This window comes from Streptomyces anandii JCM 4720, assembly GCF_014650655.1.
Lineage (GTDB): Bacteria > Actinomycetota > Actinomycetes > Streptomycetales > Streptomycetaceae > Streptomyces > Streptomyces anandii.
Genome location: NZ_BMVJ01000043.1, coordinates 7,524 through 13,088, shown reverse-complemented (window position 1 = coordinate 13,088; position 5,565 = coordinate 7,524). Strand labels below are relative to the sequence as shown.

Sequence of the window (5,565 nt, the reverse complement as noted above, 5' to 3'; positions counted from 1 at the left end):
CTGTGAATCGGGCTGGACGCGACACCGCCGCACCGGTGTTCTGCCGCGAGGGTCGCGTGCGGCCTGGCTGCGCGACGTTGTGCGCCGACGGAAGGGAAAGGACAAAGGTGCCCGCCATGTGTAGCACGGTTGATTTCGCCGTGGGTTGAGCGGACGTCAGCTCTGGGGTGGCCGAGTCGGGTTAGGGGTGCCTAGGGGGAAATCGCGGGTGTGGGAATGCGCGAACGACCCCATAGCATCGGCGCGTGATCGCCTCGAGGGATTTTTCACCGACAACGCCTTTGCCGGCCACCGAATTCCGGTGGCTGGTGGTTGGCGCGGGCGGCACGCTGGGGCGCGCGGTGCGGGCGCGGCTGGAGGCGGCGGACGCCGTCACGGTGGCGCTCGGCCGCGACGAGCTGGACGTCACCGACCGGCGCGCGGTCTTCGAGGCCGTAGCTGCCCACCGGCCGCACGCGGTCGTCAACTGCGCCGCCTGGACGGACGTCGACGCCGCCGAGCACGACGAGGCCGCCGCCGCCCGGGTCAACGCCGACGGCCCCCGCCACCTCGCCCTGGCCTGCGCCGGGTCCGGGGCCCGGCTGGTGCACGTCTCCACCGACTACGTCTTCGGCGGCGCCTCCGGGCACCTGGGCACGCCGTATCCGGAGGACGCGGTGCCCGAGCCGTGCACCGCCTACGGACGGACCAAACTCGCCGGCGAGCGCGCCGTACTGGCCGCCCTGCCGCACACCGCCGCCGTGGTGCGTACCTCCTGGCTCTACGGCCCGGCCGCCCCCGGCCCCGCCGCCCCCGGGGTCCCCACACCCTCCGTCACCGGCTTCGTCGGCACCATGGCCCGGATCGCCGGCGAGCCCGGCCGCGCCGCCGACGTGGTCGACGACCAGCACGGCCAGCCCAGTTGGGCCCCCGACGTGGCCGAACGCCTCGTGGCGCTCGGCTCACTGCCCGCCGCCCGGGCCGCCGGTGTCTTCCACGCCACCGGCGCCGGACGCACCACCTGGCACGGACTCGCCCAGGAGGTCTTCCGTTTGCTCGGCGCCGACCCGCTCAGGGTGCGGCCGATGGGCAGCGACCGACTGACGCGGGCCGCCCGCCGGCCCGCCTGGAGCGTGCTCGGCCACGGCCGGTGGGCCCAGGCCGGACTGTCCCCGATGCGGCACTGGCGGACCGCGCTGACCGAGGCGATCGCACCGGGCGCGCCCCCGGCGCACCCCGCCGCGGCCACGACCACGACGGCCACGACGACAGCGCCGGCCACGACGACAGCGCCGGCCACGACGACAGCACCGGCCACGGCGACGGCGACGGCGACGGAGGGCAGCTGACCCATGGAACCCCTGCCCATCGAAGGCGCCTGGCTCCACCGGCCACGGCAGTTCGGCGACGCGCGAGGCACCTTCCTGGAGTGGTTCCAGGGCGAGCGCCTCGGCGAGGCCACCGGCCGCGGCCTCGACCTGGCGCAGGCCAACTGCTCGGTGTCCCGCCGCGGGGTGGTGCGCGGCGTCCACTTCGCGGACGTGCCGCCCGGACAGGCCAAGTACGTCACCTGCGTGCGCGGCGCGGTGCGGGACGTGGTGGTGGACCTGCGCACCGGCTCGCCGACGTTCGGCGCGTGGACCGCGGTCGACCTGGACGACCGGGGCCGTGAGGCGGTGTTCCTGTCCGAGGGGCTCGGCCACGCCTTCCAGGCGCTCACCGACGACGCCACCGTCGTCTACCTGTGCTCAACCGGCTACCGCCCGGACCGCGAACACGGCGTCCACCCGCTCGACGCCGGCCTCGGCATCGAGTGGGCGGCGATCGAGCCGGTGCTGTCCGAGAAGGACGCCGCGGCGCCCGGCCTCGCCGAACTGGAGGCGGCCGACCTGCTGCCGTCGTACGAGGAGTGCCGCCGTCATCTGCGCTCCCTGCCGCCGCCCGGCGCGGCACCCGAACCCGTACTGGAGGCCTGAGTGAAGGCGCTCGTCCTGGCCGGGGGTTCCGGCACCCGGCTGCGGCCCCTGACCCACACCTCGGCGAAGCAACTGGTGCCGGTCGCCAACAAGCCGATCCTGTTCTACGTCCTGGAGGGCATCGCCGCGGCCGGCGTCACCGAGGCCGGCGTCATCGTCGGCGACACCGCGCCGGAGATCCGGGACGCCGTCGGCGACGGCACGGCCTTCGGACTGAGCGTCACCTACATCCCCCAGGACCGGCCGCTGGGCCTCGCGCACGCGGTGCGCACCGCCCGCGACTGGCTCGGCGACGACGACTTCGTGATGTACCTGGGGGACAACTTCCTCGTCGGCGGCATCAGCGAGCAACTGGCCGCGTTCCGCCGGGACGGGCCGGACGCCCAGATCATGCTCACCCGCGTGGGCGACCCGTCCGCCTTCGGCGTGGCCGAACTCGACGAGGCCGGCCGCGTGGTCCGGCTCGAGGAGAAGCCGCCGTACCCGAAGAGCGATCTGGCGCTCGTCGGGGTGTATTTCTTCACGCCCGTCATCCACGAGGCGGTGGCGGCGGTACGGCCCTCCGCGCGCGGCGAGCTGGAGATCACCGACGCCATCCAGTGGCTCATCGACCACGGCAGCGACGTGCGCTCCTCCGTGGTCACCGGCTACTGGAAGGACACCGGCAACGCGGCCGACATGCTGGAGGTCAACCGGTCGGTCCTGGACCGGCTGGACCCGCGCTGCGAGGGCAGCGTCGACGACGCCAGCGAACTCATCGGCAGAGTGGTGGTGGAGGCAGGGGCGCGGGTGACGCGCTCCCGGATCGTCGGACCGGCGATCATCGGCCGCGGCAGCCGCGTCGAGGGCTCCTACGTCGGCCCGTTCACCTCCGTCGCCGACCACTGCACCATCGCCGACAGCGAGATCGAGTACTCCATCGTGCTGAGCGGCGCCACCATCGACGGTGTGCGCCGCATCGAGGCGTCCATGATCGGACGAGACGTCCAGGTCACCCCCGCGCCCCGCGTCCCCCAAGCCCACCGCCTGATCCTCGGCGACCACAGCAAAGTGCAGATCCGCTCATGAGACTCCTCATCACCGGTGCCGCCGGGTTCATCGGCTCCCACCTGGTCCGCACGGTCCTCGGACCGGGCCGGCCGCTCGGCGACGACGTGCGCGTCACCGCCCTCGACAAGCTCACCTACGCGGGCCGCCTCGAGAACCTCGCCCCGGTCGCCGACGAGCCGGGACTCACCTTCGTGCACGGCGACATCACCGACACCGCGCTGATCGAACGGGTCATGCCCGGCCACGACGCCGTCCTCCACCTGGCCGCCGAGTCGCACGTCGACCGGTCCATCGAGTCCGCCCAGGACTTCGTGACCACCAACGTGCTCGGTACCTCCGTACTGCTCGACGCGGCGCTGCGGCACGGCGTGGGACCGTTCGTGCACGTCTCCACCGACGAGGTGTACGGCTCGGTGCCCACCGGTGCCTCCGTCGAGGACGACCCCCTGCTGCCCAGCTCCCCCTACGCCGCCTCCAAGGCCTCCAGCGACCTGCTGGCCCTCGCCCACCACCACACCCACGGCCTCGACGTCCGGGTCACCCGCTGCTCCAACAACTACGGCCCGTACCAGTACCCGGAGAAGCTGATCCCGCTGTTCGTCTCCCGCCTCCTCGACGGCGGCACCGTGCCCCTGTACGGCGACGGGGAGAACGTACGCGACTGGCTGCACGTCGACGACCACTGCCGGGCCCTGCTCGCGGTCCTCACCCGCGGCGCCCCCGGCCGCGTCTACAACATCGGCGGCGGCACCCAGTTGACGAACCGTCAGCTCACCGGGATGCTGCTGGAGGCGTGCGGCGCGGACTGGGACCGGGTCGAGCACGTCACCGATCGCAAGGGACACGACCGCCGCTACTGCGTCGACTGGACGCGCATCCGCGACGACCTCGGCTACCGGCCCGTGACCGACTTCGCCCTCGGGATCATCGAGACCGTCGAGTGGTACCGCAACAACCACAAGGTGTGGACGCCGCTGCGGCAGGGGCTGCCGGCTTCATGACGACACAGGAGAAGACGCCCGACGACATCGGGCTGATCAGGATTCTGCAACCGGAGACCCCGAGCAGATTCCGCCTCATCTGCTTTCCCGGCCACACGCATTCCACCTCGCTCTACCTGCGACTGGCGGAACTGCTGCTGCCCACCGTCGAGGTGCTGCTGATCCAGTACCCCGGCGACTCGGGCGACTCCGGGGACCACCTGCCGCAGACCGTCCCCGACTCCGAGGAGCTCGCCTCGAAGATCTTCGAGGCCCTCGGCGACTGGACCGGCCGAACCGGCCGCCGGCTGGCGTTCTTCGGGCACCGCGCCGGCGCCCGCCTCGCCCACCGCGTGGCCGAACGGCTGGAGCGGGAGAACTCGCCGCTGCTGGTGACGCTGTTCGTCTCCGGCAGCAACGCCCCGTGCGTGCACGCACCGCTCGGACCGCCGACCCTGCGCTGCCGCATCGTGGCGCTCGCCGGCGACCGCGACCGCGCCGTCACACCGGCCGGGGTGCGGGCCTGGCGGCGCTGCACCAGCGGCCCGTTCGACCTGGAGACGCTTCCCGCGGCGCGCGACTACCTCGACTCGCACAAGCGCGAGGTCATCAACATCGTTCACGACCAGCTCATGTCCCTGCCGCCCTTCGAACCGCCGGAACCACCGGGCCCCGGGGGAGAGCTGCGACTGCTCGGACGCAGGCACCACCTGCGCCCCTCACGGACTCTGGACGCCGAGTAGGACAGGGAGCCTACGATGACAGCAGCGAAGACCACCACAGCCGCGAGGCCGGCGAAGATATTCGCCCCCGACTCGGTGCAGACCCTGGAGGAGTTCGAACGGGACGCGCTGCGGGTCGCCGCAGTGATCCGCGACCACGGCGTCGGACCCGGCGACCGGGTCATGCTCAAGGCCGGCAACTCCGCCGCGTACCTGTCGGTGCTGTTCGCCCTCATGCACATCGGCGCCTCCATCGTGCTGGTCGACCAGCAGGAGCGAGCCGAGGAGACTCGCCGCATCGCGCTGCGCACCGGTGTGAAGGTCACCTTCGTCGACGACGACGCGCCGGTCGACGCCGAGGCCGACCCGGTGCACCTCTACCAGCTCCTGGTGCCCGCCGCCGGGGCCCTCGACGGCGCGGAGCGCCTCTCCTTCGACGCCTGGGGCCGGCTGCCCGACGGGCTGATCATGTGGACCTCCGGCTCCACCGGCTCCCCGAAGGGCGTCGTCAAGTCCGGCGGGAAGTTCCTGCGCAACCTCGAGCGCAACGCCGCCCAGGTCGGCCACCGCGAGGGCGACGTGCTGCTGCCGCTGCTGCCCTTCGCCCACCAGTACGGCCTGTCGATGGTCCTGATCGCCTGGCTGACCCGCTGCTCCCTGGTGATCGCCCCCTACCGGCGGCTCGACCACGCGCTGCGCATGGCCGGGCAGACCGGCGCCACCGTCGTCGACGCCACCCCCTCCAGCTACCGCAGCATGCTCAACCTGGTGACCCGCAAGCCCGCCCTGCGCGCCCACCTGGAGTCGGCGCGGATGTTCTGCGTCGGCGCCGCCCCGCTGGACGCCCCGCTGGTGGCC

The 5,565-nt window shown here is 72.7% G+C and carries 6 protein-coding genes; all 6 read left to right on the top strand.

What is annotated here, in order from left to right; all coding sequences use genetic code 11:
- Positions 1-281: 281 nt before the first annotated feature.
- Positions 282-1,328 carry a dTDP-4-dehydrorhamnose reductase gene (rfbD, locus tag IE249_RS34825; protein WP_189711418.1) on the top strand — a complete coding sequence of 349 codons (1,047 nt, stop codon included), beginning with the start codon at positions 282-284 and terminating at the stop codon, positions 1,326-1,328.
- A 3-nt stretch (positions 1,329-1,331) separates the two neighbouring features.
- Positions 1,332-1,955 carry a dTDP-4-dehydrorhamnose 3,5-epimerase family protein gene (locus IE249_RS34820; protein WP_189711416.1) on the top strand — a complete coding sequence of 208 codons (624 nt, stop codon included), beginning with the start codon at positions 1,332-1,334 and terminating at the stop codon, positions 1,953-1,955.
- A complete protein-coding gene (locus IE249_RS34815; protein ID WP_189711414.1) occupies positions 1,956-3,023 on the top strand; it encodes a glucose-1-phosphate thymidylyltransferase in 1,068 nt (355 codons plus the stop codon).
- Positions 3,020-4,006, top strand: a complete 987-nt coding sequence (rfbB, locus tag IE249_RS34810; RefSeq protein WP_189711412.1) for a dTDP-glucose 4,6-dehydratase — start codon at positions 3,020-3,022, stop codon at positions 4,004-4,006. The genes IE249_RS34815 and rfbB overlap by 4 nt, the downstream gene beginning before the upstream one ends.
- Positions 4,003-4,728 carry a thioesterase II family protein gene (locus IE249_RS34805; RefSeq protein WP_189711410.1) on the top strand — a complete coding sequence of 242 codons (726 nt, stop codon included), beginning with the start codon at positions 4,003-4,005 and terminating at the stop codon, positions 4,726-4,728. The genes rfbB and IE249_RS34805 overlap by 4 nt, the downstream gene beginning before the upstream one ends.
- A 15-nt stretch (positions 4,729-4,743) precedes the next feature.
- Positions 4,744-5,565: AMP-binding protein (locus IE249_RS39560; protein ID WP_229859989.1), on the top strand; the 822-nt coding region annotated here is incomplete at its 3' end.

Coding starts and splice junctions, on each gene's coding strand:
- rfbB (WP_189711412.1), top strand. CDS start 3,020: ATGAGACTCCTCATCACCGGTGCCGCCGGGTTCATCGGCTCCCACCTG.
- IE249_RS34820 (WP_189711416.1), top strand. CDS start 1,332: ATGGAACCCCTGCCCATCGAAGGCGCCTGGCTCCACCGGCCACGGCAG.
- IE249_RS34805 (WP_189711410.1), top strand. CDS start 4,003: ATGACGACACAGGAGAAGACGCCCGACGACATCGGGCTGATCAGGATT.